Source organism: Roseateles flavus (assembly GCF_039872765.1).
In the GTDB taxonomy this organism is placed as follows: domain Bacteria; phylum Pseudomonadota; class Gammaproteobacteria; order Burkholderiales; family Burkholderiaceae_C; genus Roseateles_B; species Roseateles_B flavus.
Genome location: NZ_JBDPZC010000003.1, coordinates 259,257 through 284,781, shown reverse-complemented (window position 1 = coordinate 284,781; position 25,525 = coordinate 259,257). Strand labels below are relative to the sequence as shown.

Annotated in this window: 22 protein-coding genes and 1 tRNA gene; 13 read left to right on the top strand and 10 right to left on the bottom strand. The window is 67.5% G+C overall.

The window, feature by feature from the left end:
* Positions 1-92: 92 nt before the first annotated feature.
* Complete coding sequence (locus ABDJ40_RS09150) at positions 93-1,268, bottom strand: GNAT family N-acetyltransferase (protein WP_347608914.1); 1,176 nt, start codon at positions 1,266-1,268, stop codon at positions 93-95.
* Positions 1,269-1,344: 76 nt separating this feature from the next.
* Between ABDJ40_RS09150 and ABDJ40_RS09145 the strand changes: the two genes are divergently transcribed.
* Together ABDJ40_RS09145 and ABDJ40_RS09140 are read left to right on the top strand one after the other, a co-directional pair.
* A complete protein-coding gene (locus tag ABDJ40_RS09145) occupies positions 1,345-3,387 on the top strand; it encodes an NAD(+) synthase (RefSeq protein WP_430765621.1) in 2,043 nt (680 codons plus the stop codon).
* Positions 3,388-3,441: 54 nt separating this feature from the next.
* The gene (locus ABDJ40_RS09140; RefSeq protein WP_183104780.1) at positions 3,442-3,780 is read left to right on the top strand and encodes a P-II family nitrogen regulator; all 339 of its coding nucleotides are present in this window, start codon (positions 3,442-3,444) and stop codon (positions 3,778-3,780) included.
* Positions 3,781-3,855: 75 nt separating this feature from the next.
* On the opposite strand, the gene ABDJ40_RS09135 is transcribed toward ABDJ40_RS09140, so the two are convergent.
* From ABDJ40_RS09135 to ABDJ40_RS09115, 5 genes are read right to left on the bottom strand one after another with little or no spacing between them, the layout of a single operon-like run.
* A complete protein-coding gene (locus ABDJ40_RS09135; RefSeq protein WP_347608909.1) occupies positions 3,856-4,233 on the bottom strand; it encodes a diacylglycerol kinase in 378 nt (125 codons plus the stop codon).
* Complete coding sequence (locus tag ABDJ40_RS09130) at positions 4,230-4,745, bottom strand: RDD family protein (RefSeq protein ID WP_347608907.1); 516 nt, start codon at positions 4,743-4,745, stop codon at positions 4,230-4,232. The genes ABDJ40_RS09135 and ABDJ40_RS09130 overlap by 4 nt, the downstream gene beginning before the upstream one ends.
* Before the next feature lie 3 nt (positions 4,746-4,748).
* Entirely contained in the window at positions 4,749-5,627 is an 879-nt protein-coding gene (locus ABDJ40_RS09125; RefSeq protein ID WP_347608905.1) for a DUF3106 domain-containing protein, read from the bottom strand.
* Positions 5,587-6,057, bottom strand: coding sequence for a DUF3619 family protein (locus ABDJ40_RS09120; protein ID WP_347608903.1), 471 nt, complete (start codon positions 6,055-6,057; stop codon positions 5,587-5,589). Before ABDJ40_RS09120 ends, ABDJ40_RS09125 begins: the two co-directional genes overlap by 41 nt.
* Entirely contained in the window at positions 6,054-6,620 is a 567-nt protein-coding gene (locus tag ABDJ40_RS09115) for an RNA polymerase sigma factor (RefSeq protein WP_269629664.1), read from the bottom strand. Before ABDJ40_RS09115 ends, ABDJ40_RS09120 begins: the two co-directional genes overlap by 4 nt.
* Before the next feature lie 264 nt (positions 6,621-6,884).
* On the opposite strand from ABDJ40_RS09115, the gene ABDJ40_RS09110 reads away from it, so the two are divergent.
* The 6 genes from ABDJ40_RS09110 to pbpG all read left to right on the top strand — a co-directional run bounded on the left by ABDJ40_RS09110 (position 6,885) and on the right by pbpG (position 14,455).
* Complete coding sequence (locus ABDJ40_RS09110; RefSeq protein WP_347608901.1) at positions 6,885-8,684, top strand: acetolactate synthase 3 catalytic subunit; 1,800 nt, start codon at positions 6,885-6,887, stop codon at positions 8,682-8,684.
* A 168-nt stretch (positions 8,685-8,852) separates the two neighbouring features.
* Positions 8,853-9,344, top strand: coding sequence for an acetolactate synthase small subunit (gene ilvN, locus ABDJ40_RS09105; protein WP_183104787.1), 492 nt, complete (start codon positions 8,853-8,855; stop codon positions 9,342-9,344).
* Positions 9,345-9,497: 153 nt separating this feature from the next.
* The gene (gene ilvC, locus ABDJ40_RS09100; RefSeq protein ID WP_183104788.1) at positions 9,498-10,514 is read left to right on the top strand and encodes a ketol-acid reductoisomerase; all 1,017 of its coding nucleotides are present in this window, start codon (positions 9,498-9,500) and stop codon (positions 10,512-10,514) included.
* Between the two features lie 103 nt (positions 10,515-10,617).
* Positions 10,618-11,463 (top strand): CDP-diacylglycerol--serine O-phosphatidyltransferase, encoded by an 846-nt coding sequence (pssA, locus tag ABDJ40_RS09095; RefSeq protein ID WP_347608898.1) that lies wholly within the window; start codon positions 10,618-10,620, stop codon positions 11,461-11,463.
* A 236-nt stretch (positions 11,464-11,699) separates the two neighbouring features.
* The gene (locus ABDJ40_RS09090) at positions 11,700-13,241 is read left to right on the top strand and encodes a 2-isopropylmalate synthase (RefSeq protein WP_269629660.1); all 1,542 of its coding nucleotides are present in this window, start codon (positions 11,700-11,702) and stop codon (positions 13,239-13,241) included.
* Between the two features lie 167 nt (positions 13,242-13,408).
* The gene (gene pbpG / locus ABDJ40_RS09085) at positions 13,409-14,455 is read left to right on the top strand and encodes a D-alanyl-D-alanine endopeptidase (RefSeq protein WP_347608896.1); all 1,047 of its coding nucleotides are present in this window, start codon (positions 13,409-13,411) and stop codon (positions 14,453-14,455) included.
* Positions 14,456-14,557: 102 nt separating this feature from the next.
* Here pbpG and ABDJ40_RS09080 read toward each other — a convergent pair whose 3' ends face one another.
* Genes ABDJ40_RS09080 through hpnC form a run of 4 tightly spaced genes read right to left on the bottom strand, consistent with a single transcriptional unit; the run spans position 14,558 to position 18,409 of the window.
* Positions 14,558-15,325, bottom strand: coding sequence for an IclR family transcriptional regulator (locus ABDJ40_RS09080; RefSeq protein ID WP_269629658.1), 768 nt, complete (start codon positions 15,323-15,325; stop codon positions 14,558-14,560).
* Between the two features lie 57 nt (positions 15,326-15,382).
* On the bottom strand, positions 15,383-16,702 hold the full coding sequence (gene hpnE, locus ABDJ40_RS09075) for a hydroxysqualene dehydroxylase HpnE (RefSeq protein WP_347608893.1): 1,320 nt from the start codon (positions 16,700-16,702) through the stop codon (positions 15,383-15,385).
* 4 nt (positions 16,703-16,706) lie between these two features.
* Entirely contained in the window at positions 16,707-17,555 is an 849-nt protein-coding gene (gene hpnD / locus ABDJ40_RS09070; protein ID WP_347608891.1) for a presqualene diphosphate synthase HpnD, read from the bottom strand.
* Positions 17,552-18,409 (bottom strand): squalene synthase HpnC, encoded by an 858-nt coding sequence (gene hpnC, locus ABDJ40_RS09065; protein ID WP_347608889.1) that lies wholly within the window; start codon positions 18,407-18,409, stop codon positions 17,552-17,554. Before hpnC ends, hpnD begins: the two co-directional genes overlap by 4 nt.
* A gap of 194 nt (positions 18,410-18,603) precedes the next feature.
* On the opposite strand from hpnC, the gene ABDJ40_RS09060 reads away from it, so the two are divergent.
* The 5 genes from ABDJ40_RS09060 (at position 18,604) to clpP (ending at position 25,401) form a co-directional block, all read left to right on the top strand.
* Entirely contained in the window at positions 18,604-19,737 is a 1,134-nt protein-coding gene (locus ABDJ40_RS09060; protein WP_347608887.1) for an efflux RND transporter periplasmic adaptor subunit, read from the top strand.
* A gap of 17 nt (positions 19,738-19,754) precedes the next feature.
* Positions 19,755-22,910, top strand: a complete 3,156-nt coding sequence (locus ABDJ40_RS09055) for an efflux RND transporter permease subunit (RefSeq protein WP_347608885.1) — start codon at positions 19,755-19,757, stop codon at positions 22,908-22,910.
* 221 nt (positions 22,911-23,131) lie between these two features.
* Positions 23,132-23,218: transfer RNA gene (locus ABDJ40_RS09050), tRNA-Leu, on the top strand.
* A gap of 26 nt (positions 23,219-23,244) precedes the next feature.
* On the top strand, positions 23,245-24,555 hold the full coding sequence (tig, locus tag ABDJ40_RS09045; protein ID WP_347608883.1) for a trigger factor: 1,311 nt from the start codon (positions 23,245-23,247) through the stop codon (positions 24,553-24,555).
* A gap of 237 nt (positions 24,556-24,792) precedes the next feature.
* Positions 24,793-25,401, top strand: coding sequence for an ATP-dependent Clp endopeptidase proteolytic subunit ClpP (gene clpP / locus ABDJ40_RS09040; protein WP_269629651.1), 609 nt, complete (start codon positions 24,793-24,795; stop codon positions 25,399-25,401).
* Positions 25,402-25,525 lie beyond the last annotated feature (124 nt).

Genomic DNA, 25,525 nt, shown 5'->3' with positions numbered 1-25,525 from the left:
AAGAGCTGACCCCCGGTCGGCTCCGCCCCCCCGGAGGACGCCCCAGGATGACGCCGCCGATGGCCCAGGCCCCGGCGGCGTTTTTCATGCACCTAGGCTTCGCCTGCAGGAGCACGCTTGAAGGGCTGGTGGGCCCGCAGGTCCTCGGCATAGCCCGCGATGGCCGGTCCTTCACGGTCCAGGTAATCGGCCACCGCCTCGCGGAAGTCCGGATGGGCCAGCCAGTGGGCCGACTGCGTGCCGACCGGCATCAAACCGCGCGCCAGCTTGTGCTCGCCCTGGGCGCCACCCTCGAAGCGCCGGTAGCCCTGGGCCATGCACCAGGCCAGGGGCTGGTAGTAGCAGGCGTCGAAATGCAGGCAGGAGATGTCGACCAGGCTGCCCCAGTAGCGGCCGTAGGCCACACCCTGGTCGGGGTCCAGGGCGATCAGGGAGCTGGCGACGGGCTCGCCGTCCAGCTCGGCGATGAAGAGCAGCCAGTGCCGCGCCATAGCGGCCCCCATGCGGTGGAAGAAGTCGCGGCTGAGGTAGGGCGTGCTGCGGTGCTCGGCGTAGGTCTGGCGGTAGCAGCGGTGGAAGAAGTCCCAGTCCTGCTCGCGGATCTCCTCGCCCAGGAGCGCCCGGTAGCGCACGCCCGCCTCGCGCACGCGGCGCTGCTCCTGCTGGATCTTCTTGCGCTTGTCCCGCTGCAGGCTGGCGAGGAAGGCCTCGAAACTCGCCGGTGGAGCCGCCCCGGCCTCCCAGTGGAACTGCACGCCGCTGCGGCCCAGCCAGCCGGCGCCGACCAGGGCCTGCTGCTCCGCGGCCGTCGGAAACAGCACATGGACGGAGGAGAGCTTCAAGGCTTCGGCATGCGCACGCAGGGCCTCGATCAGGACCCGGCGGGCGGCCTCGTCGCGAGCCAGCAGCCGGCTGCCGGGCACGGGCGTGAAGGGCACGGCCACCAGCAGCTTGGGGTAGTAGGCCAGGCCGTGCCGCGCGTAGGCATCGGCCCAGGCCCAGTCGAACACGTACTCGCCGTAGGAATGCGTCTTGAGGTAGGCCGGGCAGGCGGCCACGAGCTCGGGGCCCTCCCAGACGCTGAAGAACTGGGGCGTCCAGCCGCTGTGCTCGGCGGCCGATTGCGAATCGTGCAGGGCCTGCAGGTACTCCAGGCGCATGAAGGGCGTGGGCTGCGGGCTGGCGGCCAGCAGGGCATTCCAGGCGGGGGAGGGCAGCTGGCCGGGATCGTCGTCGATCCGGACCTCCAGGGGCGGTCGAAGGCTCATCGTGGGCGGGATCTTAGGGCGAGGGGCGCAGCCAGCCATTGCGGAGGGATTTGGACCCCGTGCAAATGATGGCAGGATGCAGGCCATGGAATTCCACAACCTCTACAACCATCAGCTGGCACGCATTGCCGTGGGCGTGCCGCAGTGCCGTATCGCCGACCCGTCCTTCAATGCCCTGCAGACGGCAGCGCTGATGCAGCAGGCCCATGAGGCTGGTGCGGCCGTGGTGGCCTTTCCCGAGCTGGGCCTCTCGGCCTACAGCTGCGACGACCTCTTCCATCAGCGCGCCCTGCTGGACGCCTGCGAGGAGGCCCTGGCCGAGCTGCTGCAGCACTCGCTGGCGCTGACGCCCATCGCCATCGTCGGCCTGCCGCTGCGCCTCGAGCACCGGCTCTTCAACTGCGCGGTGGCCCTGCACCGGGGCCGCCTGCTGGCGGTGTGGCCCAAGACCTATCTGCCCAACTATGCCGAGTTCTACGAGGCCCGCCAGTTCAACGCGGCCGACGAGTTGCTGAGCCGTGAGATCGAGCTGCTGGGCCAGCGGGTGCCGGTGGGCACCGATGTGCTGGTCGAGGCGCAGGACGTGCCGGGCCTGGTGATCCATGCCGAGATCTGCGAGGACGTCTGGACACCCATCCCGCCGTCCAGCTATGCGGCCCTGGCCGGTGCGACGGTGCTGGTGAACCTCTCGGCCTCCAACGTGACCGTAGGCAAGGCGGCCTATCGCCGCCAGCTGGTCTCGCAGCAGGCGGCGCGCTGCCTGGCGGCCTATGTGTACACCTCGGCGGGCGCAGGCGAGTCCAGCACCGATCTCGCCTGGGATGGCCAGGCCCTGATCAGCGAGAACGGCGACCTGCTGGCCGAGTCGCAGCGCTACCACCGCGGCTCGCAGCTGATCTTCGCGGACGTGGACCTGGAGCGCCTCGCCCGCGAGCGCATGCGCCAGACCAGCTACGGCACGTCGGTGCGCCGCCACGCCCCGCAGCTCCAGGGCTTCCGCCGCGTGGGCCTGGAGCTGGCCCCGCCGCGCGAGCAGGCCCTGGGGCTGCGTCGCCGCGTCGACCGCTTCCCCTATGTGCCGACCGATCGCAGCCGCCGGGACGAACGCTGCCATGAAGTCTTCAACATCCAGGTGCAGGCCCTGGTGCAGCGCCTGGAATCCAGCGGCATCCGCAAGCTGGTGCTGGGCGTCTCGGGCGGGCTGGACTCGACCCACGCGCTGCTCGTGGCCGCCCGCGCCATGGATCAGCTGGGCCTGCCGCGCCAGCACATCATCGGCGTGACCATGCCGGGCTTTGCCACCAGCACCCGCACGCGGGACCAGGCCTGGCGGCTCATGCAGGCCATCGGCTGCGAGGCGCGCGAGATCGACATCCGCCCCAGCTGCACGCAGATGCTGCAGGACCTCGGCCATCCCTATTCGGCGGGCCAGGCGGTCTATGACGTCACCTTCGAGAACGTGCAGGCCGGCGAGCGCACCAGCCATCTCTTCCGCCTCGCCAACCACCTGGGCGCCCTGGTGCTGGGCACGGGCGACCTCAGCGAGCTGGCCCTGGGCTGGTGCACCTATGGCGTGGGCGACCACATGTCGCACTACAACGTGAACGCCAGCGTGCCCAAGACGCTGATCCAGTACCTGGTGCGCTGGGTGGCCGAGACCGACCAGCTGGGCCATGACAGTGGTCGTGAGGTCCTGCTGGACATCCTCGCCACCGAGATCAGCCCCGAGCTGGTCCCGGGCCAGGCGCTGCAGAGCACCGAGAGCCACATCGGGCCTTACGAGCTGCAGGACTTCAACCTCTTCTACACCCTGCGCCATGGCTTCGCGCCGGCCAAGATCGCCTTCCTGGCCCTGCAGGCCTGGGGCGACCGGGAACGGGGCGAATGGCCCGACGGCGAGCATGTGAAGCGCAACGAATACGAGCTTGCCGAAATCAAAAGGGTGCTCGGCATCTTCGTCAAACGCTTCTTCCAGGGCAGCCAGTTCAAGCGCAGCTGCGTGCCCAACGCCCCCAAGGTGGGCAGTGGCGGATCGCTGTCGCCGCGGGGTGACTGGCGGGCGCCCAGCGACGGCGAAGCAAGCGTCTGGCTGGCCGATCTGCAGAGGATTCCGGGCTGAGATCCATGCTTAAATCGGGGCAACAGCCTTTATCAATCCGCTTTGGAGTCCCCGATGAAACAGATCACCGCCATCATCAAACCCTTCAAGCTGGACGAGGTCCGCGAGGCCCTGGCCGAGGTGGGCGCGTCCGGTCTGACCGTCACCGAGGTGAAGGGCTTTGGCCGCCAGAAGGGCCACACGGAGCTCTACCGCGGTGCCGAGTACGTGGTGGACTTTCTGCCCAAGGTGAAGGTCGAGGTGGTGGTCAAGGACGATGACGTCGAGCGCTGCATCGAGGCCATCCTCAAGGCCGCCAAGACCGGCAAGATCGGCGACGGCAAGATCTTCGTGACCCCGGTCGAGCAGGTCATCCGCATCCGTACCGGCGAGGAAGACGAAGCCGCCGTCTGACCGGCGGACCTGCCATGCCGACGTGCAAAAGCTAAGGGCGCCCTCGAGGCGCCCTTTGTCATTGCGAAAGGCCTGTCAGAAGAGGCGGTGCCAGGCCGCCGCGCCCCAGACCCCGGCGCACAGCAGCAGGGACAGCAGCACGGCCGCGCTGGCCAGGTCCTTGGCGCGCTTGGAGAGATCGTGCAGTTCGAAGCCCACGCGGTCGATGGCGGCCTCGATGCCGGAGTTCAGCAGCTCGACGATCAGCACCAGGAGCAGAGAGCCCAGCAGCAGGGCGCGCTCCACCCAGCCCTGTCCCAGCCAGAAGGCCAAGGGCACGGCCACCACGCAGAGCCACACCTCTTGGCGGAAGGCGCTTTCGCCGCTGTAGGCGGCTTTCAGGCCGGCCCAGGAATAGCCAGCCGCATGCAGGATGCGGTTCAGGCCGGTGCGGCCCTTGTGCGGGTTGCTCATGGCTTCTTGCGCGCAGGCGGCCGCTGCGTGATCACGCGGGTCCGGCACAACAGGTCGTGCAGGAACTGGCGCGAGGGATGCAGCCGCGCCAGCAGCACATAGCCCAGCACGCCGGCCAGCAGCGCGCCGGCGATGGCGCCGCCGCCATGCAGCTCGGCGAAATGGACCGAGGCCAGGGCCGGCAGGAACCACAGCCAGGACAGCAGGTAGCGGGCGAGGGCGCGCCCCTGGCTGAGCGGGGCGCCGTGCTCGTCGACCACGCGCAGATGCCAGGCCTTCATCGCGACGGTCTGCCCGCCATGGGTCCAGAACCAGATGAAATAGATGCCCAGCACCACGAACTCGAAGGCCTGCAGGCCTGCCTTGCCGATCAGCGCACTGCGCTGCTGGGTCAGTGCGGCGTAGAGATAGCCCGAGATGAAGGTGACGCCGAACAGCAGCACGCCTTCATACAGAAAGGACGCCATGCGGCGCCACAGGCTGGGCGCCTGCCCGGGGAACTGCGCTTCCATGGCTCAGCGAGCGGGCGTGGAGGCCGCGGCGGCGGGTGCCTGAGGAACGCGGGGCAGCAGGGTCTTGGGGTCGACCAGGGCCGGGTCCACGATCAGCTTGCGCCGGCCAGGCAGCTGGCGGCCCGCCTGCGGCACGCCCTGCGTGATCAGCACCGTGCTGACACCCGGGCGAGCCTGCAGCACGGACGGCGCGACAGCCACCGGCGCGGCCGCCTGCTTCGGGGGCACGAAATCGGTCTTGGCGCCGCTCAGCGGCTTCTGGGCCTGGGCCGCGGCCTTGCGGTCGGCGCGCTTCTGGGCCGCCTTCTCGGCGCCCTTCTGGGCCAGGGCCTGGCGCTCCTCAGGTGTGAGGGCCTGGTAGGCCTCCCACTTGGACTGGAGTTTTTCCGACTGCAGCTTCTCGTCGCGCAGCTGGGGGTTGGACTGGAAGCCCACCCGCGCCTGCTGACGCTCCGCGGGGCTCATGCGCGTCCAGGCGATCATGCGCTCGCGCAGGCGGGCCTGCTGTTCGGGCGTGAGGGTGTGGAAGCGGGCGGCGATCTCCAGCCACTTGCTCTTGCGGGCGGCATCCAGGCCGTCCCATTCATCCGCCAGGGGGGCCAGCACCGCCTGCTGGGCGGGACTGAGGCTGGCCCAGCGCTGCACACCCACCAGGCTGGCGGTGGGCAGGGGCCTGGGCGCCTGGGGCAGGACGGGAAGGGCTGCCGAGGCGGGCGCCGTGGCGCTGGCGGCCACGGCGGGCGCATCGCTGGACTGGGCGTAGGCGCTGCCCAGCAGTGCCGGGATCAGCAGCAGGGCGAGCGGGCGGCGGACGTTCAGCGCAGGCGTCATGGGCGGGCGGTCACTCTTCGTGTCGATCTTGTTGCTCGTCCGGATTCTCATCCAGGTATTCCTTGAAACCCGGATCGCTGTAGGCGGCGGGCGGCAGGGGCTTGGCCAGCATGGCGGTGTCCACCTCGGCGGCGGCCAGGATCTGCTGGTACCACTGGCTGTGCTGGATCAGCAGCAGGCCGGCCAGCAGCAGGAGCAGGGGCGTCAGGGAGGCCAGCTTGAACCAGCGGGCCGGGCGATCACCGCCCTGCAGGGCCAGGGTGCTGCCCATGCGCAGGGTCTGCTCGGCGGTCACCGGCTCGGCGGCGCGGGCTTCCTTGGCCTTGCGCAGGGCCTGCTCGCGCGCGAAGCGCAGGCGCTCGGTGATGTCGGCAGGCAGCTCGTCGCTGGCCTGGCTCAGGCCGGCGGCCAGGCGCTTGCCATAGGCCGACACGCGGGCGTCGACAGCCGGGTCCAGCGTGGACGTCGTGTGCTTGTTCATAGTGTGATCCCCTTGCCTTTGAGCGCCTTTGCCAGTGCGTGAACGGCCCGGGAGCAGTGCGTCTTCACACTTCCCTCCGAGCAACCCATGACGCTGGCCGTCTCGGCGACGTCCAACTCCTCCCAGTAACGCAGCAGGAAGGCTTCCCGTTGACGCGTCGGCAGCTGGCTCACCTCGGCATCGATCGCCTGGAGGATCTGGCTGCGCGAGACTTCGTCCGCCGCACTGAGCGTGCCCAGGCCACCGTTGCTGCTGGTGAGGGTTTCCAGCAAGTCGAAGTCGTCGTCCGGGTCGGCGCCCTCGACGTCCGACATATTGAACATGACGGCGTTGCGGACCTTCTGGCGCCGGAACCAGTCCATGGTGGCATTGGACAGGATGCGCTGGAAGAGCAGGGGCAGTTCCGCCGCCGGGCGGTCGAAATACTTCTCGGCCAGGCGGATCATGGAGTCCTGGACGATGTCCAGGGCGGCATCGTCGTCGCGGACCATGTAGACGGTGCGCTTGAAAGCCCGCCGGTCGACGCTCTTCAGGAAATCGTTGAGTTCTTTGTCTGTCGCCAAGATGGATCCAGTGCGCCCGGGCCGGGGCGCCGGCGGGAAAAACGTCGCGGATTATGGCACTGCGGCCGGAATTGGAGTCCAGACCCCAGTCAGAGCGCCAATTCCATGCATAATGTTGCTTCGCACAATGAGTTCCCAAGGTCTCAAGCTGGTGCCCGACCGGGGCGCCGAGTTTTTTGACCGCGCACGTTCCGAATCCGCCTCACAAGGGTGTGAAGAGGAGCACCGATGGTTTTTCGTCAGAGAAATTCACAGAGGTTCGACATGGATATGTCTGCCGCGGACGTCAAACGTGCAGCGACCGATGGTCGTGCACAACCGCATTCTTCAAATTCCCAGTCCTTTTCAGGTCAGGAGCTGAATGGCTCCGAGATCCTGGTCCGTAGTCTGCAAGCAGAGGGCGTCAAGTACCTCTGGGGCTATCCGGGCGGCGCCGTCCTCTACATCTACGACGCGCTGTACAAACAGGACTCCATCCAACACGTTCTGGTGCGCCATGAGCAGGCCGCCGTGCATGCCGCTGACGGCTATGCCCGCGCCACAGGCGAAGTCGGCGTGGCCCTGGTGACCTCCGGTCCCGGCGTCACGAATGCGATCACCGGCATCGCGACCGCCTACATGGACTCCATCCCCATGGTGATCGTGACCGGCCAGGTGCCCACGCCCGCCATCGGCCTGGACGCCTTCCAGGAATGCGACACCGTGGGCATCACCCGCCCCATCGTCAAGCACAACTTCCTGGTGAAGGATGTGCGCGACCTGGCGAGCACGCTCAAGAAAGCCTTCCACATCGCCCGCACCGGCCGCCCCGGCCCCGTGGTGGTGGACATCCCCAAGGACGTCTCCCTCAACAAGACCCATTTCAGCTACCCGGCCACGGTCGAGATGCGCTCCTACAACCCCGTCAAGAAGGGGCACTCGGGGCAGATCCGCAAGGCCGTCCAGCTACTGATGAGCGCCAAGCGCCCCTACATCTACACGGGCGGCGGCGTCATCCTGGGCGAGGCCACGGCCGAGTTGCGCGAGCTGGTGAACCTGCTGGGCTACCCCTGCACCAACACGCTGATGGGCCTGGGCTCCATGCCCGGCACCGACCCGCGCTTCCTGGGTATGCTGGGCATGCACGGCACCTACGAGGCCAACATGACCATGCAGCACTGCGACGTGCTGCTGGCCGTGGGCGCCCGCTTCGATGACCGCGTGATCGGCAACCCCAAGCACTTCTCGCAAGTCGAGCGCAAGATCATCCATGTGGACATCGACCCCTCGTCGATCTCCAAGCGCGTGCGCGTGGACATCCCCATCGTCGGCGACGTCAAGGACGTGCTGCAGGAGCTGATCCACCAGATCAAGGAAGCGCAGGCCCGCCCGGACAGCAACGCCATCAATGCCTGGTGGAGCCAGATCAACGAATGGCGCCGCAAGGACTGCCTGTCCTACAAGCGCGACAGCGAGGTCATCAAGCCGCAGATGGTCGTCGAGACCCTGTGGAACCTGACCCGCGACCGCGACACCTACATCACGTCGGATGTGGGCCAGCACCAGATGTGGGCGGCGCAGTTCTACAAGTTTGATGAACCCCGCCGCTGGATCAATTCCGGCGGTCTGGGCACCATGGGCGTGGGCCTGCCCTACGCCATGGGCATCAAGCTGGCCAAGCCGGAGTCGGATGTGTTCTGCATCACCGGCGAAGGCTCGATCCAGATGTGCATCCAGGAGCTCTCGACCTGCCAGCAGTACAAGACGCCGGTCAAGATCGTCTCCCTCAACAACCGCTATCTGGGCATGGTGCGGCAGTGGCAGGAACTCGACTACGAGGGCCGCTACTCCCACAGTTACATGGATGCGCTGCCCAACTTCGTCAAGCTGGCGGAGGCCTACGGGCATGTGGGCATCCTCGTCGAGCATCCCGCCGACGTGGAGCCGGCGCTGCGCGAGGCCATGCGCCTGAAGGACCGCACCGTCTTCCTGGACGTGCGCACCGATCCGACCGAGAACGTCTGGCCCATGGTCAAGGCGGGCAAGGGCATTTCGGAAATGCTGCTGGGGTCCGAAGACCTGTGAGCCCCGAGTGAGTCCTGCACGGTCCGCCGGCTTACCGGCCCCGGACCGGCGCAGGGCCCGCCAGAGCTTGCATCGGCACCCCCGAGCATTCTTTTTCCACCATCGGAAAGCGTGGCCAAGGGCCGTCGGTTACCGCCGCCGGCCTGAAGAGCGCGAAGGACGAGACCCATGAGACACATCATTGCTTTGCTCATCGAGAACGAGCCGGGTGCGCTGTCGCGCGTCGTGGCCCTGTTCTCTGCCCGGGGCTACAACATCGAGAGCCTGACCGTGGCGCCGACGGAAGACCCGTCGCTGTCCCGCATGACCATCGTGACCACCGGCTCCGATGACGTCATCGAGCAGATCACCAAGCACCTGAACCGGCTGATCGAGGTCGTCAAGGTCGTGGACCTCACCGAGGGCAACTACACCGAGCGCGAGCTCATGCTCATCAAGGTGCGGGCCGTCGGCAAGGAGCGCGAGGAAATGAAGCGCACCGCCGACATCTTCCGCGGCCGCATCATCGACGTGACCGAGAAGACCTACACCGTCGAGCTGACCGGCGATGCCAGCAAGCTGGACGCCTTCATTGACGCCATCGACCGCACCGCCATCCTGGAGACCGTGCGCACCGGCGCCAGCGGCATCGGCCGTGGCGAGCGCATTCTCCGCGTCTGACCTTTCCCCCTGGCGGCGGGCCTCCATGGCCTGCCGTCGCCCTGCAGGCCATGAGCCGGCAGGGCAGCGAGCCTGGCTCGGTGTGGCCCCGGCACGAGGTTCGCAAGTCCAAGGGGCCCGAACATTGATTGCAAAGTTTTTCTGGAGACCGACATGAACGTTTACTACGACAAGGACGCCGACCTCAGCCTCATCAAGGGCAAGAACGTCACCATCATCGGCTACGGCTCACAAGGCCATGCCCACGCCCTGAACCTGAACGACAGCGGCGTGAAGGTCACGGTCGGCCTGCGCCGCGGTGGCGCGTCCTGGTCCAAGGCCGAGAACGCCGGCCTGAAGGTCGCCGAGATCGCCGAGGCCGTGAAGGCCGCCGACGTGGTCATGATCCTGCTGCCCGATGAGCAGATCGCCGATGTCTACAAGCGCGAAGTCGAGCCCAACATCAAGCAGGGCGCCTCACTGGCCTTCGCCCACGGCTTCAATGTGCACTACGGCCAGGTCACGCCCCGTGCCGACCTCGACGTCTGGATGGTCGCCCCCAAGGCCCCCGGCCACACCGTGCGCGGCACCTACACGCAGGGCGGCGGCGTGCCCCACCTGATCGCCGTTTACGCCGACAAGACCGGCAAGGCGCGTGACCTGGCACTGTCGTATGCCTCGGCCAATGGCGGCGGCAAGGCCGGCATCATCGAGACCAACTTCCGCGAAGAGACCGAGACCGACCTCTTCGGCGAGCAGGCCGTGCTGTGCGGCGGTGCTGTCGAGCTGATCAAGGCGGGCTTCGAGACGCTGACGGAAGCCGGCTACGCCCCCGAGATGGCCTACTTCGAGTGCCTGCACGAGCTGAAGCTGATCGTGGATCTGATCTATGAAGGCGGTATCGCCAACATGAACTACTCGATCTCCAACAACGCCGAGTACGGTGAGTACGTCACCGGCCCGCGCGTGGTGACCGAGGCCACCAAGGAGGCCATGCGCCAGTGCCTGAAGGACATCCAGACCGGTGAGTACGCCAAGAGCTTCATCCTGGAGAACAAGGCCGGTGCCCCGACCCTGCTGTCGCGCCGCCGCCTGACGGCCGAGCACCCGATCGAGCAGGTCGGCGAGAAGCTGCGGGCCATGATGCCCTGGATCAAGAAGAACCGCCTGGTCGACCAGTCGAAGAACTGATCAAGCACTGAGTCACGGGATTTCAGAATCCCTTTAGAGAGCCGCGTCGCCTCCGGGCAGACGCGGCTTTTTTATGGCGAGGCTTGCGCTATCCTCCCTGCCCATGACCGATTCCAAGCAGTCCACGGTGCCTCACGACGACGATGAGGACGCCGAAGTCCTGACCCCGGTGCGCCCGCGCCGCAAGGGCATCTACATCCTTCCCAATCTGTTCACGCTGGCAGCGCTCTTCGGCGGTTTCTATGCCATCGTGATGGCCATGCATGGACGCTTCGAGCAGTCGGTGTACGGCGTGTTTTGCGCCATGGTGCTGGACAGCCTGGACGGCCGCGTGGCCCGCATGACCAACACGCAGAGCACCTTCGGCGAGCAGATGGACTCCCTCTCCGACATGGTGTCCTTCGGCGCCGCGCCCGCGCTGATCATGTACGAGTGGGCTCTGCAGGGCCTGGGCAAGTGGGGCTGGTTCGCGGCCTTCGTCTACTGCGCCGGGGCCGCGTTGCGCCTGGCCCGCTTCAACACCAATATTGCGGTCGTTGACAAGCGCTTCTTCCAGGGCGTGCCCAGTCCGGCCGCGGCTGCCCTGGTGATGGGCCTGATCTGGGCCATGGAAGATGCGGGCTATCACGCGCCGGCTTCGTCGCCGGGGCTGGCCTGGCTGGCCTTCGGCTTCACGCTCTACGCGGGCCTGACCATGGTCACCAATGCGCCCTTCTACAGCTTCAAGGACATCAGCTTCAAGCGTTCGGTGCCCTTCGTGAGCGTGGTCGCGATCGCCCTGGGCATCGCGCTGATCAACATCGATCCGCCGCGCGTGCTCTTCGGCCTGTTCTGCGTCTACGGCCTCTCGGGCTACGTGGTCTACGCCTACAAGCGCATGAAGGGCAAGCCGGTCAGCGTGATCGCGATCTCGACCGACGAGCCCGATGAAAAGGGCCTTCACCATTGACGTAGGCAGGCCTGGTGTCACCGCCGGGGCGCGTGCTACATTCGATCACCATGAAGACGCTGAACGTCATCGCCGCTCTGCTACTAGCCATCGGGCCCTTGGGCACGAGGTAGTCGCACGTCTGACCGCCACCGTACTTTCGCACCAAGAGCCCGCCAAGCACCTGCTTCGCGGGCTTTTTGTTTTTCCGGCCGCATCCTTCCGATCCCTCACTTTCACGTTTCACGGAGAACCCCATGGCTGACCAGCTCATCATCTTCGACACCACCCTGCGCGACGGCGAGCAGTCGCCCGGCGCCTCGATGACGAAGGACGAGAAGCTGCGCATTGCCCGCCAGCTGGAGCGCATGCGCGTGGACGTGATCGAGGCCGGCTTCGCTGCGGCCAGCAATGGCGACTTCGAGGCGGTCAAGGCCATCGCCGACGTCATCCGCGAGAGCACCGTCTGCTCTCTGGCCCGCGCGAATGACCGGGACATCGCCCGCGCCGCCGAGGCGCTGAAGGGCGCAGCCCGCTCGCGCATCCACACCTTCATCGCCACCAGCGAGCTCCACATGGAGAAGAAGCTGCGCATGACCCGCGATCAGGTGCTGGAGCAGGCGCGCCTGGCGGTGCGTTTCGGCCGCAATCTCACGGACGACATCGAGTTCTCGCCCGAAGATGGCTACCGCTCCGACATGGACTTCCTCGCACGCGTCTGCGAGGCCGTGATCGCCGAAGGGGCCCGCACCATCAACATCCCCGACACTGTGGGCTACGCCATCCCCGAGCTCTACGGCAACTTCCTCAAGACCCTGCGCGAGAAGGTGCCCAACTCCGACCTCGCCATCTGGTCCGTGCACTGCCACAACGACCTGGGCATGGCCGTGGCCAACTCCCTGGCCGGCGTGAAGATCGGCGGTGCGCGCCAGATCGAATGCACCATCAACGGCCTGGGCGAACGTGCCGGCAACTGCTCGCTGGAAGAAGTGGTGATGGCCGTGAAGACCCGCCGCGACTACTTCGGTCTGGACGTGGGCATCGACGCCTCGCAGATCGTGCCTGCCTCCAAGCTGGTCTCGCAGACGACCGGCTTCGTGGTACAGCCCAACAAGGCCGTGGTGGGCGCCAACGCCTTCGCGCATGCCTCGGGCATCCACCAGGATGGCGTGCTCAAGGCCCGTGACACCTACGAGATCATGCGTGCCGAGGACGTGGGCTGGAGCGCCAACAAAATCGTGCTGGGCAAGCTCTCGGGCCGCAACGCATTCAAGCAGCGCCTGCAGGAACTGGGCATCGAGCTGGAGTCCGAGGCCGAGATCAATGCCGCCTTCCAGCGCTTCAAGGACCTGGCTGATCGCAAGAACGAGATCTTCGACGAGGACATCATCGCCCTGGTGATGGACGAGTCGGTCATCCAGGACAACGAGCACTACCGCCTGCTGTCCCTGGCCCAGCGCAGCGAGACCGGCGAGCGTCCGCATGCCCGCGTGGTCTTCGCCGTGGGTGACAAGGAGTTCAAGGCCGAAAGCGACGGCAATGGCCCCGTGGACGCCTGCTTGCAGGCCATCGAGTCCGAGGTGCAAAGCGGCGCGGAAATGATCCTCTATTCGGTCAATGCCATCACCAGCGGCAGCACAGAATCGCAGGGCGAGGTGACGGTCCGTCTGCAGCATGCGGGCCGGGTGGTCAACGGCGTTGGTGCCGATCCCGATATCGTGGTCGCGTCTGCCAAGGCATATTTGGCTGCGTTGAACAAGCTGCAGAGCAAGACGGAGCGCGTGGCGGCCCAGGGTTGAGCCCCGGGTGCATCCGGACCCGGCGACGGGCCCGGAGCCCCCGCCGGTCGCCCCGTTCGTGAACTTTAAAAGCCTGAGCTAAGTTTTTGATCTTGCCGGTGTTTTCCGCTTGACCTAAACTGGCGCAGACCTTGTTGGGGGCTGGCGTGAAAGCTGTTGTAAAGACCATGTTGGGAGCTGCCGCGGGCAGCGTGATCGCCGTGATGCTGGCCCTGGCTTCGCAAGGAGCCCATGCGGCCACGAGCAGTGCCAGCGGCAAGGCGGCCGGCAAGACGCCGCCCAAGGCCGTGGCCAAGAACGCGCGCAAGGCCAAGCCGGCCTCGGTGGTGCGCAAGGCGGCCGTGGCCGCCATGCCCGCCAGCCCGACCTTCGGCCAGATGTATGGCCTGCACTCGGTCGACGACCCCCTGGATCTCAAAAGCAGCGTGGCCCTGGTCATGGACCAGGACACCAACGAGATCCTGCTGTCGAAGAACACCCAGGCCGTGCTGCCCATCGCTTCCATTACCAAGCTGATGACGGCCCTGGTCGTCGTTGAGGGCGGCCAGTCGCTGGACGAGAAGATCACCATCACCGACGAAGACCGGGACACCGAGAAGGGCACGGGCTCACGCCTGGCGCCGGGCACCACGCTGACCCGCTCGGAAATGCTGCATCTGGCGCTGATGTCCTCCGAGAACCGCGCCGCCAACGCGCTGGGCCGCAATTACCCGGGCGGCCTGACCGCCTTCGTCGCTGCCATGAACCAGAAGGCGCAGGCCCTGGGCATGTCGGACACCCATTACGTTGAGCCCACGGGCCTGTCCAGCCGCAACCAGTCCAGCGCGAAGGACCTGGCGGCCCTGGTCAAGGTAGCCCATGAAGTGCCTCTGCTGCGTGAGTACTCCACCACGCCCGATGCCACCGTGGCGCTGGGCCGCCGTCAGGTCGCCTTCCACAACACCAACGGTCTGGTGCGATCGGGCAGCTGGGACATCGGCATCCAGAAGACCGGCTTCATCAACGAGGCCGGCCGCTGCCTGGTGATGCAGGCCAGCCTGGCCGGTCGCAAGCTGATCATGGTGCTGCTGGACTCCACCGGCAAGTACTCGCGGATCGGCGACGCCGAGCGCATCCGCAAGTGGCTGACCCATACCGGCCTGACCCCCGCAGGGCTGGGCAACAGCAGCAGCCTCCAGCCGCAGGGCCAGATGACGCTGGGCAAGGCCGGCTGATCCCGCGGCTCGCCTCACAAAGACAAACGCCCGGACCGCAAGGTGCCGGGCGTTGCCTTTTACGCTTCCAGGAGGCGGGCGGATGCGCCGGGCGCTGCGGGATCAGCCCCGATAGCCCAGGGCCGCGGAGATCTGGGCGGCGGTGTCCTTGAGCCGGCCCAGCCAGGCCTCTTCCAGGCGGTCGGCCGGCGCCGAGATGGACAGGCCGGCGACCAGCTTGCCCTGGTCATCGTAGATGCCGGCGGCCATGCAGCGTACGCCCAGCTCTAGTTCCTCGTCGTCACGGGCCACGCCGCGCTGGCGCACCATGGCCATCTCGCGTTCCAGTGCGGCGAGATCGGTCAGGCTGTTGCGCGTGTGCCCGGCCAGGCCGGTGCGCGTGGCGTAGGCGCGCACGCGCTGGGGATCGTCGCTGGCCAGGAAAAGCTTGCCCACGGAGGTGAGGTGCAGCGGGGCCCGGCCGCCCACGGCGCGCACGACCTGCATGCCCGAGCGTTCGGAGTAGGTGCGCTCGATGTAGACGATCTCGTCGCCCTGGCGCACCGACAGGTTGACCGGCTGGTGGGTGAACTTGTGCAGCTCGCGCATGGGCTCCAGCGCGGCATCCCGCACGTCCAGGCGAGCCTTGACCAGGTTGCCCAGCTCCAGCAGGCGCATGCCCAGGCGGTAGGCGCCGGCCTCGGGGCGGTCGACATAGCGGCCGATGGCCAGGTCGTTCAGGATGCGGTGGGCGGTGGACGGGTGCAGCCCGGTGGTCTCGCTGATCTGCTTCAGGGAGACGGGATCCTGGTGGCTGGCCAGCACGTCCAGGATGGCGAAGCTGCGTTCCAGGACCTGGATGGCAGGGGTCTGTGCCTCAGTGCTCTTCATGCCGACCATTGTGCGGCAAAGCAGCAATTTTTTGCATGGCGAAATTGGAGGCCGGTCTCAGTGTGTGGCGCGGCGCGCGACAGCCGCCAGTTCGGCGTGCAGCGACCGGGCCGCCTGCCGGCCGGAGCGGACGGCGCCCTCCAGCGTGGCGGGGTAGGGGCCCTCGATGTAGTCGCCGGCCGCCCACAGCCCCGGGGCGATGCGGGCGGCGGGGCGGCGCAGCCCCGGTGTGCAGGCAAAGGTCGCACGCTTCTCGGCGACGGCTCGCTCCAGCCGCAGGCCGCTGAGCAGGGGGGCCTGGCTCATCACCTGAGCCAGCGCCGCCTCCGCACAGGCGGCCGTGCCGCCTTGCCCCCGTTCCAGCCAGGGCGCGGCACCACTCACCACGGCCGCGAAGCGCCCGGCCTGCAGGCCCAGCTGGCCATGGTCGAACAGGTACTGGGCCGGCGCCTCGGCCGACTCCTGCAGCGCCACCATGGGGAAGGGCAGGCGGCCCTCGGCACGCAGGTAGACGGTGACGATGGGCTCGTAGCGCAAGGCTGCGGCCTGGGTCGACCAGTCCGGCGCGATGGCCTGCAGCTGGCGCGCGGCTTCCGCGGCCGGGCAGGCCAGCAGCACGGCGTCGAAGGGCTGGACGCTGTCGCCTGCGCGGACGGCCCAGCCGCCGCTGTCCGGGGCACAGAGCAGGGCTCGGCAGCCGGCATGGATCCGGGCGCCGCCGGCGGCGAGGGCCTGCAGGGCGGGCTCAGGCAGGAGCTCGGCCAGGGGGCGCCGCGGGAGCAGCAGGTCGGCTGAGCCGTTGCCGGCAAAAAGCGCGTCCTGAAGCACCCGCAGGAATACCTGGGCGCTGGCCTGCTCCGCCGGGGTATTGAGCGCCGCCACGCACAGGGGCGCCACCAGCTCTGCATGGGGCTGCCGGTGCAGGGTGCGGCACAGCGCACTCACGGTGAGCGTCTGCGCACATCGAAAGCCGCTCAATGCCCAGCGCAGGCTGTGCGTCAGCAGGCTGAGGCGTGCCGCCCAGGGCCAATGCGAGGCCGCCATCACCGCCCGCCCGAAGGCCAGCAGGGGCGGCCCCTTGGGCAGGCGGAGCCCGCGCCCCTGGGCATCCGTGAGCTGCAAGGGGCTGCGCCACAGGAGCTCATGCGGGGACAGGCCCAGCGAGCGCATGAGCTCCAGGGTTTGCGTGTAGGCCCCGATCAGGATGTGCTGCCCGTTGTCCAGCGGCGGGCCGCTGCCCTCCATGGCCAGGCTGCGGGCCCGTCCGCCGGGCTGGGGCGCCAGCTCGAAGAGGCTCAGCGCATGACCCTGCGCCTGCAGCGCGAGGGCCGCGCTGAGACCGGCCCAGCCGGCGCCGATGACCGCGACGCGGGCCATGCCTTCAGCGGCCGCGCCAGTTGGTTTTCATCGCGATCCACACCTTGCGCAGCGGGGTCAGCGATATCTTCTGGTGCAGCACGCGGAACTCCTCGGCCTCCAGCTCGCGCAGCAGGGCGCGGTAGATGTTGGCCATCATCAGGCCGGGCTTCTGGGCCTTGCGGTCCGCCTCGGGCAGCAGGGCGAAGGCTTCGTCATAGCAGCGGTGGGCGCGTTCGGCCTGGAACTTCATCAAGGCAGTGAAACGCTCGCTGTAGCCCCAGGGAGCCTGGCGCATCAGGATTTCGTTGGCCTTGACGCCGAACTGCTGCAGCTCGTTCACCGGCAGGTAGATGCGGCCGCGGCGGGCGTCGTCACCCACGTCGCGGATGATGTTGGTCAGCTGCAGGGCCAGGCCCAGCTTGTGGGCGTAGGCGATGGTCTGGGCCTCGGTGCGGCCGAAGATGCCCGAGGCGACTTCGCCCACCACGCCTGCCACCAGGTGGCAGTAGCGCTGCAGTCCGGCGAAGTCGAGGTAGCGGCTCTGGTCCAGGTCCATCTGGCAGCCTTCGATCACGGCCAGCAGGTGCTCGGCGCGGATGTCGTAGTCGCGCACATGAGGCATCAGCGCCTTCATGGCCGGATGGCTGGGCTGGCCAGCAAAGGCCGCCTGCACCTCCTTGCGCCACCAGGCTAGCTTGGCGCCGGCCACGCCGGGGTCCTGAATCTCGTCCACCACGTCGTCCACCTCGCGGCAGAAGGCATAGAAGGCCGTGATGGCCGCACGCCGGGGCGGCGTGAGGAACTGGAAGGCGTAGTAGAAGCTGGATCCGCTGGCCGCGGCGCGCTGCTGGGCGTACTGGTCGGGCGTCACGCACGGGCTCCTTGCGGGGCAGGGCGCATGCGCAGGGCTCGCCACAGGAGGGGGGCGGCATCCAGGGCACTCAGGCGGGGGCGGCGAACAAGAGAGGCGTGATCCATGGCCTCGATTCTCTCAAGAATGCGCAGCCCGCCCTGGACGACCAACCTCAATTCCCAGCCCGCTCGCCCGGGCAGGGTGTGGGCCAGAGGGGCGCCTGACATCATCAACTGCCGGGCCCAGGTACAGAGCTCGGCGATCAGGCGCCGGGCTACCGGGCTGTCCTCGCAGCGCACCCAGGCCTCGGCCTGCAGGCCGTGGCGATCCAGGTCCTCCTGTGGCACGTAGCAGCGACCGTTGGGGCCGTCCCGGCTGAAGTCCTGCCAGAAATTGATCAGCTGAAGGGCGCTGCAGATGGCATCCGACTGCGCCAGGGCCTGTGGGCTGCCGACGCCATACAGGTGCAGGAGCAGCCGGCCCACCGGATTGGCCGAGCGCTCGCAGTAGTGCAGCAGCTCGGCACGGCTGGCGTAGCGGGTCTTGACGAGGTCCTGCTCGAAGGCATCCAGCAGGGCCTCGAGCAGGGGCTGGGGCAGCTGGTGCTGGCGGATCCGGGCTGCCAGCGGCAGGAAGACCCGGTCCGCCCAGCGGGGCGAGGGAGGCTGGCCGGCGAAGCAGGCCCTCAGGTCCTGACGGTAGGCGCGCAGCGCGGCCTGGCGCTCGGCGGTCGTGGCGCTGCCCTCGTCCGCCAGATCGTCGGCCGTGCGGGCGAAGTGGTAGATCGCCACCACGGCGGGCCGCAAGTGCGGGGGGCACAGCCAGGAGGCGACAGGAAAGTTCTCGTAGTGCTCTATGCTCACGGCCGGCATTGTGTCCGCAATGTCCGCCGGTCTGGAGGTGTGCCGGCGCGCCCGTTCCGGGGTTTGACAAGCCGGAACGTGCTCAATACATTACTGACCGGTCAGTCAGTTACTGATCCGGCGTATGGAATGAAAGTGCTGGGCGGCAGTCCCTTGGCTTGCCGCCGCGCCACGCCGCACGATCCGTCATGAAGAGGTCTTCGATGCCCAAAATCCGGAATGCCCGACTCCCCGCCCTGATGCCCCTCGTGCCGCTGATGGCAGCCCTGCTGCTCAGCGCTTGCGGCAAGCAGGCCGCAGCGCCCGAACCGGAGCGTGCCGTCCGGACCCAGCTGATCGAGGCGGGCAGCGCCGGCATGACGCGTGAATACGCGGCCGAGATCCGCGCCCGCACTGAATCCCGTCTCTCCTTCCGCGTCGGCGGCAAGATCCAGCAGCGCCTGGTGAACCTGGGTGACAAGGTCCGCGCCGGCCAGGTGCTGGCCCAGCTGGATGCCCAGGACCTGCGCCTGGGCTCCGAGGCGGCTCAGGCCCAGATGATCGCCGCCCGCACCAACCGCGACCAGGCCGGGGCGGACTACCGCCGCTTCATCGAGCTCCACCAGCAAGGCTTCATCAGCGCGGCCGAGCTGGAGCGCCGGGACGCCTACTTCAAGGCCGCCCAGGCTCAGCTGGACCAGGCGCGTGCCCAGGCCGGTGTGCAGGGCAACCAGGTCGCCTATTCGGCGCTGGTGGCCGATGCGCCGGGGGTCGTGACCGGCGTGAGTGCCGAGCCCGGCATGGTGGTCGGTGCGGGCATGCCCGTGCTGAGCGTGGCCCATGACGGCCCCCGGGACGTGGTGTTCTCCGTTCCCGAGGACCAGGTGGGCGGCCTGCGCGCCGCTGCCAGCCAGACCGGTGCGCTGCGCATGCGCCTGTGGGGCCAGCAGGAGGTCGTGCCGCTGACCCTGCGCGAGGTGTCGGCCGCGGCCGACCCGGTCACCCGCACCTTCCAGGTCAAGGCCGATGTGGGCAAGGCCGACGTCAAGCTCGGCCAGACGGCCGCGGTGCTGCTGGAACTGCCGCGCCTGGGCAATGTGGTCAAGCTGCCCCTGAGCGCCATCCTGGAGCGGGGCGGCAAGAGTCAGGTGTGGGTGCTGGATCCGGCGTCCATGACGGTCAAGGCCCAGCCGGTGCAGATCGGCGGGGCCGACGGCAATACCGTGGTCATCGCCGGGGGCCTCACGCCGGGCCAGGAGGTGGTGACGGCGGGCGTCCATGTGCTGAACGACGGCCAGAAGGTGCGTCGCTACGCGGGTGATGCCGCGCCAGTTGCAGCCCCCGCGGCTTCGCGCTGAGGAGGTCCGCCGTGTCCATGAGCAGCAAACCGGGCCACGCAGGCTCCCGCTTCAATGTGTCGCGCTGGGCGCTGGAACATCCGGCCCTGACGCGCTATCTGATGATCGTGCTGATGGTGATGGGCTTCGCCGCCTATTTCCAGCTCGGCCAGGACGAAGACCCGCCCTTCACCTTCCGCCTGATGGTGGTCCAGGCCTTCTGGCCGGGTGCCACCGCGATGCAGATGGCTGACCAGGTGACGGACAAGATCGAGAAGACGCTCCAGGAAGTGCCTTACTCCGACAAGATCCGCTCCTACACCAAGCCGGGCGAGTCCCTCACGATCTTCCAGCTGAAGGACAGCACGCCGCCCAAGGAAGTGGCGGACGTCTGGTACCAGGTCCGCAAGCGCGTCAACGACATGCGCTACACCCTGCCGCAAGGCGTGCTGGGCCCGGTCTTCAACGATGACTTCGGTGACGTCTACGGCTCCATCTACGCCCTCAGCAGCGATGGCTTCAGCCGCGAGGAGGCGCGCGTCTACGCCGAGCGCGTGCGCCACCAGCTGCTCAAGGTGAAGGACGTCGCGAAGGTGGAGATCTTCGGCGTCCAGGCCGAGAAGATCTTCATCGAGGTCTCCCAGAAGCGCCTGGCCGAGCTGGGTCTGGACTTCACGCAGGTGATCAACCAGATCGGTGCCCAGAACGCGGTGGAGGGCGCCGGCGTGCTCAATGCCGGCAGCACCAATCTGCAGATTCGCGTGCAGGGCCAGCTCGACGACCTGAAGGCCCTGCGCGACTTCTCCATCCGCGCGGTCAATCCCTTCACCGGCGCGGCCAGCCAGTTCCGCCTCGGCGACATCGCCGAGATCAAGCGCGACTACGTCGATCCGCCCAGCACCATGGTGCGCCACCAGGGGCAGCAGGTGCTGGCCCTGGGCGTGTCCATGGCCAAGGGCGGGGACATCATCGCCATGGGCCAGGCCCTCAAGGCCCAGCTGGCCGAGGTCCAGAAGGGCCTGCCGGCGGGCATGGAGCTGTCGCAGATCCAGGACCAGCCGTCCTCGGTCTCGCGTTCGGTGAACGAGTTCGTCCATGTGCTGATCGAGGCCGTGGTGATCGTGCTGGGCGTCAGCTTCATCAGCCTGGGTCTGCACATGCGGCCGCTGCGCATCGACATCTGGCCGGGCCTGGTCGTGGGCGTCACCATCCCCCTGGTGCTGGCCATCACCTTCGTGACCATGTTCTATTGGGGCGTGGGGCTGCACAAGATCTCGCTGGGATCGCTGATCATCGCGCTGGGCCTGCTGGTGGACGACGCCATCATTGCGGTCGAGATGATGGTCCGCAAGCTGGAAGAGGGCTACGACAAGATGCATGCGGCGACCTTCGCCTATGACGTCACGGCCATGCCCATGCTCACCGGCACGCTGATCACGGCCGTGGGCTTCCTGCCCATCGGCCTGGCGCAATCCACGGTGGGTGAGTACACCTTCGCCATCTTCGCGGTGACGGCGGCCTCGCTGCTAATCTCGTGGGTGGTGTCGATCTACTTCGTGCCTTACCTGGGCTCCTTCCTGCTCAAGACCAAGGCGGGTCACGGCGGCGAGGCCCACGAGCTCTTCGACACGCCCTTCTACAACCGCTTCCGCGCGCTGGTGCGCTGGTGCGTGGAGCACCGCTGGAAGACCATCGGCATCACCGTGCTGCTGTTCCTGGCAGGCCTGTTCGGCATGACCCGCGTGCAGCAGCAGTTCTTCCCGGACTCCAGCCGCCCCGAGATCCTCGTCGACCTGTGGCTGCCCGAGGGCTCGACCATCCAGCAGAGCGAGCAGATGGCCAAGCGCTTCGAGGCCCGCATGCTCAAGGAAGAGGGCGTGTCCACCGTCACGACCTGGGTGGGCAGCGGCGTACCGCGCTTCTACCTGCCGCTGGACCAGGTCTTCCCGCAGTCCAACGTCAGCCAGGCCATCGTGCTGCCCAAGGACCTCGCCCAGCGCGAGGCCCTGCGCAAGCGTCTGCCGGAGCTGATGGCCGCCGAGTTCCCTGAGGTCCGCTCCCGCGTCAAGCTGCTGCCCAACGGGCCGCCCGTGCCCTATCCGGTGCAGTTCCGCGTGACGGGCGAGGACCCCAAGCTCGTGCGCCAGTGGGCCGACAAGGCCAAGGAGCTGCTCAAGGCCAATCCGCACATGCGCGGCGTCAACGACAACTGGAACGAGTCCATCAAGGCCCTCAAGCTGGACGTGGACCAGGACAAGGCGCGCGCCCTGGGCGTCAGCAGCCAGAGCCTGGCCCAGGCCTCGCGCACCATTCTGTCGGGCACCGTCATCGGCCAGTACCGCGAGGCGGACAAGCTGATCGACATCGTCCTTCGCCAGCCCCTGGAGGAACGCAACGCCATCACCGACCTGGGCAATGCCTACATGCCCACGAGCACCGGCCGTGCCGTGCCCCTGACCCAGGTGGCCAAGGTGGGCTTCGAATGGGAGCCGGGCGTCATGTGGCGCGAGGGTCGCAACTACGCGGTCACCGTGCAGGGCGATGTGGAAGAGGGCATGCAGGGCGCCACCGTCTCGGCCCAGATCTGGCCGCAGATGCAGGCGCTGTCGGCCAAGATGCCGCCGGGCTACCGTATCGACGTCGCTGGCGCCGTGGAGGAAAGCAGCAAGGGCCAGGGCTCGATTGCCGCGGGCGTGCCGGTGATGCTCTTCATCATCTTCACGCTGCTGATGCTGCAGCTGCAGAGCTTCTCGCGCGCCATGCTGGTCTTCCTGACCGGCCCGCTGGGGATTGCCGGCGTGGCGGCGGCCCTGCTGCTGCTGAACCGGCCCTTCGGTTTCGTGGCGCTGCTGGGCGTGATCGCGCTGATGGGCATGATCATGCGCAACTCGGTGATCCTGATCGACCAGATCGAGCAGGACCGTGCCCGCGGCGTGCCGGCCTGGTCGGCCATCGTGGAGTCGGCCGTGCGGCGCTTCCGCCCCATCGTGCTGACCGCGGCGGCGGCGGTGCTGGCGATGATCCCGCTGTCGCGCAGCGTGTTCTGGGGCCCGATGGCCGTGGCCATCATGGGCGGCCTGATCGTCGCCACCGTGCTGACCCTGCTGGCCCTGCCGGCCATGTACGCGGCCTGGTTCCGGGTGATGCGCCCGGCCGAAGCGAACTCGCGCTTCCCGACGCCTTCGCGATTCTGAAGCGCCGAACCAGGCTGCTGAGCTGAGCCGCCGATCGGGAGGCGCCCCGCCTGGCAACAGGCAGGGCGCCTTTCTCTTTGGGGGGAGGCGATTGCGGCTAACCCCTAGGTCCGGGAAATGCCGGTATTCACGGCTACAATCACCGGTTTGCCGAAATGCCACAAGGCTGAGGTGGCTTGGGGTTTTCGGATCCTGATGCCACGGCAGCCTTGAAACCACTCGCGCGGGTGGCGAAATTGGTAGACGCACCAGGTTTAGGTCCTGACGCCTTCACGGGCGTGTCGGTTCGAGTCCGACCCCGCGCACCAGAATCACTTTGTTCACAGAGTCCACTATGGCTGTCACCGTCGAAACCCTCGAAAAGCTCGAACGCCGCATCACGCTCACGCTGGCGGCCGCTGACATCAACAGCGAAGTCGAGACCCGCCTGAAGAAGCTGGCCCGCACGGTCAAGGCTGACGGCTTCCGCCCCGGCAAGGTGCCGATGAGCGTGGTCGCCCAGCGCTATGGCTATTCCGTCCAGTACGAAGTCATGAACGACAAGCTGGGTCAGGCCTTCAATGCCGCCGCCAATGAAGCGCAGTTGCGCGTCGCCGGCATGCCCAACATCGCCCAGAAGGACGATGCGCCCGAAGGCCAGATGGCCTTCGACGCCACCTTCGAGGTCTACCCGGAAGTCAAGATCGGTGATCTGGCTGCCGCTGAGGTGGAGCGCGTCTCCAGCGAAGTGACCGAGGAAGCCATCGACAAGACCGTCGAGATCCTGCGCAAGCAGCGCCGCACCTTCGCCCAGCGTCCCGCTGCCGAAGCCGCCGCTGACGGCGACCGCGTCACCATCGACTTCGAAGGCAAGATCGACGGCGAAACCTTCGCTGGCGGCAAGGCCGAAGGCTTCCAGTTCCTGCTGGGCGAAGGCCAGATGCTCGAGGCCTTCGAGAAGGCCGTGCGCGGCATGAAGGCGGGCGAGTCCAAGACCTTCCCCCTGGCCTTCCCCGAGGACTACCACGGCAAGGACGTGGCCGGCAAGGAAGCCGACTTCCTGGTGACGGTCAAGAAGATCGAAGCCCAGCACCTGCCCGAAGTGAACGAGGCCTTTGCCAAGTCCCTGGGCATCAAGGACGCCACCGTCGAGGCCCTGCGCGCCGACATCAAGAAGAACCTCGAGCGCGAAGTGAAGTTCCGCGTGCTGGCTCGCAACAAGGCTGCCGTGATGGACGCCCTGGTCGCCGCCGCCGAGCTGGACATCCCCAAGGCCCTGGTGGCTGGCGAGGCCGAGCGCCTGGTCGAGGGTGCCCGCGAGGACCTGAAGAAGCGTGGCGTGAAGGATGCCGACAAGGTCGATATCCCCGCTGACATGTTCACCGCGCAAGCCGAGCGCCGCGTGCGCCTGGGCCTGGTGGTGTCGGAGCTGGTCCGCGCCAACAACCTGCAGGCCAAGCCCGAGCAGCTGCAGGCTCACATCGAAGAGCTGTCGCAGAGCTACGAGAAGCCGGCCGAGGTCGTGCGCTGGTACCTGAGCGACCGTCAGCGCCTGGCTGAAGTCGAAGCCATCGTGATCGAGAACAACGTCACCGACTTCGTCCTGGCCAAGGCCAAGGTCAGCGACAAGGCCCTGCCTTTCGACGAGCTGATGGCCCAGGCCTGATGACTCGACGTCCCGGGCCTGCCCCGGGGCTCCCAAGGGCGCCGCGCCGCAAGGCCGGCGCCTTTTTCTTTGCGCGGATGAGGGGCGGTCGACTGGGTCCGGAAGCGGGCCTCCGGGGCCGGGCCTGGCCGCTGTTGTGTGGATGAATCCCCTGCGCGGAAGAGCCGCGCTTGCCGGGACATAATCCGACCCCATATGACCCGCTATCACCCGCTGAACCAACCGCAAGGACCCTTCATGAGCGCGCTGGAAACGAGCAATCTGGGCATGGTGCCCATCGTCATCGAACAATCGGGCCGCGGCGAGCGTGCCTATGACATCTACAGCCGCCTGCTGCGCGAGCGCATCATCTTCCTGGTCGGCCCCGTCAACGACGCCACCGCCAACCTGGTCGTGGCCCAGTTGCTGTTCCTCGAGAGCGAGAACCCGGACAAGGAGATCTCGCTGTACATCAACAGCCCGGGCGGCAGCGTCTCGGCCGGCATGTCCATCTACGACACCATGCAGTTCATCAAGCCCGAGGTCTCGACCCTGTGCATGGGCATGGCCGCGAGCATGGGCGCCTTCCTGCTGACCGCCGGTGCCAAGGGCAAGCGCTTTGCCCTGCCCAACTCCAAGATCATGATCCACCAGCCCCTGGGCGGTGCCCAGGGCCAGGCCACGGACATCGAGATCCACGCCCGCGAGATCCTCAAGACCCGCGAGCAGCTCAACCGCATCATGGCCGAGCGCAGTGGTCAGCCCCTGGAGAAGATCCAGAACGATACCGAGCGCGACTACTTCATGTCGGCCGCAGAGGCGCAGGCTTATGGCCTGATCGACCAGGTGATCGAGAAGCGCCCCTGAGTGCGGGCGGGCAGGGGCGGGGCAGTGACCTGGCCTTGTCCGCATGACGCACACGGCACCGCCGCCAACTGGTGCCGGATGAGGGCCCTTATCCGCCCAAGGGCCCTTTCTTCTTATGAACTAT